The following is a 1,624-nucleotide window of genomic DNA, read 5'->3' on the forward strand; positions in this document are numbered from 1 at the left end:
ATGGGAGTGATCAGGGGGAAATTCAGGGACTTTTTCCCTGAAAATTAGGTAATTGACCCCCTCAAAATCGGTAAAACCCCACACCCCACACCCCACACCCTACACCCTGCCCCTAGGAAAAACTTTTTCAGCAGACCCTAATTACTGTCATAATATTTCTCAAAAAAAGAGGAGAAAAAAGCAAGTTCTCCCCTTCTCTCCTCCAGTCTAGCGATTAATTACATTGAAACAGCAGTGAGTAATTTTTTACTATTCACCGCTTTAGTAAGCACCGTTATTTTTGGGAAAAACCACAACACCGATAGTTCTGAAGATTACCCAGATATCAGTTAACCAGTTACGCGAATTAACGTAATACACATCCATCTGCACCCGCAGGGGATAGGGTATGTCATTACGTCCCGAAACTTGCCATAAACCAGTCAAACCGGGGCGAATAGTTAAAACTTTGTCGATGCGATTGCCATATTTCTGCAATTCTTCGGGAACTAAAGGCCGCGGACCGACGACGCTCATATCTCCTCGCAGGACGTTCCAGAATTGGGGAAACTCGTCTAAACTGGTTAAGCGGAGAAATTTGCCAATCCAAGTTATGCGAGGATCGTCCTTAAGCTTGAAATTATCCTCGAATTCTGCCCGCAGTTGGGGAGAGTCTTCCATCAGTCTCTCTAACACCTTATCAGCATCCATTACCATAGTACGGAACTTGATACAGTTGAAATGCTGGAAGTTTTGACCGACGCGCTTCTGCACATAGAAGACCGGACCGGGGGAACTAATCGCGATCAATAAGGCTAAGATTAAATAAAGCGGCGAAAAGAAAATTAGAACCGATAGGGAGAAAACGATATCGAATAATCGTTTTGAGGTATCGCCGTCTAAAGCTATTAACCAAGATTTTTGATGCCGTCTACCAGAGACCGAAGGTTTGAACCCTCGCTTCATCAAAGCTTGTAGAGCCTTGACGGAGATAAGTTGGCTATTAGCAGTCATCTTACTCCTTCACATCACACACACCACACAGTACCCATGATAAAGCCACAAGACCGAAAAAACAAGTCTTCTGGCCAATAACTGGCACTGGCCATTTTAGAGCCTTTGTACTGAAAAATCTCTAATTAGGGTTTACTGAAAAAGTTTGTTGCTGGGATTAGGAGTCAGTCCCGATGAAAAAATTTTCACCCCCACAGATGAAAGAGGTTTCCTTCCCTACACCCTACACCCCACACCCCACACCCCACACCCTACACCCTCTTTCAAGTCAGGAGTCTGGGGAGTCAGGAGTCTGGGGAGTCAGTAGTCAGCAGATTGCTTTTATTTAGGGTTTGCTGAATAATGGTAAAACCCTTTTAAAATAAAGCTTTTGACCTGTTAAAGTCCGATGTTAGTGCTGCGAAAATAGGATTGGGACGTTCAAAAACCTTGCATTATCCTTCTTGTAGTACATCGCTGGGTACAAAAAACAAGGGCAACAAAGCCTAAAACGACCGGCTCCTGACGACCGGCTACTGACTCCTACCCCCAGGAAAAACTTTTTCAGCAGACCCTATTTATTCTTGCCACTTCCTAATTCATAATTCATAATTCCCGCTCCCCCGCTCTCCCGCTCCCCTATACCTTTTAA

At 44.4% G+C, this 1,624-nt stretch carries 3 protein-coding genes; 2 read left to right on the forward strand and 1 reads right to left on the reverse strand.

Annotation, left to right across the window (positions count from 1 at the left end):
* The first annotated feature begins 52 nt into the window (after positions 1 to 52).
* Positions 53 to 211 (forward strand): hypothetical protein, encoded by a 159-nt coding sequence (locus tag O9332_RS23520; protein WP_196219852.1) that lies wholly within the window; start codon positions 53 to 55, stop codon positions 209 to 211.
* Between the two features lie 50 nt (positions 212 to 261).
* Here the strand turns inward: O9332_RS23520 and O9332_RS23525 are convergent, their stop codons facing one another.
* Positions 262 to 993, reverse strand: a complete 732-nt coding sequence (locus tag O9332_RS23525) for an undecaprenyl-phosphate galactose phosphotransferase family protein (protein ID WP_002760967.1) — start codon at positions 991 to 993, stop codon at positions 262 to 264.
* Between the two features lie 173 nt (positions 994 to 1,166).
* On the opposite strand from O9332_RS23525, the gene O9332_RS23530 reads away from it, so the two are divergent.
* Positions 1,167 to 1,322, forward strand: coding sequence for a hypothetical protein (locus O9332_RS23530; RefSeq protein ID WP_288027648.1), 156 nt, complete (start codon positions 1,167 to 1,169; stop codon positions 1,320 to 1,322).
* Positions 1,323 to 1,624: the final 302 nt, after the last annotated feature.

It is taken from the genome of Microcystis sp. LE19-10.1B (assembly GCF_027530565.1).
Lineage (GTDB): Bacteria > Cyanobacteriota > Cyanobacteriia > Cyanobacteriales > Microcystaceae > Microcystis > Microcystis aeruginosa.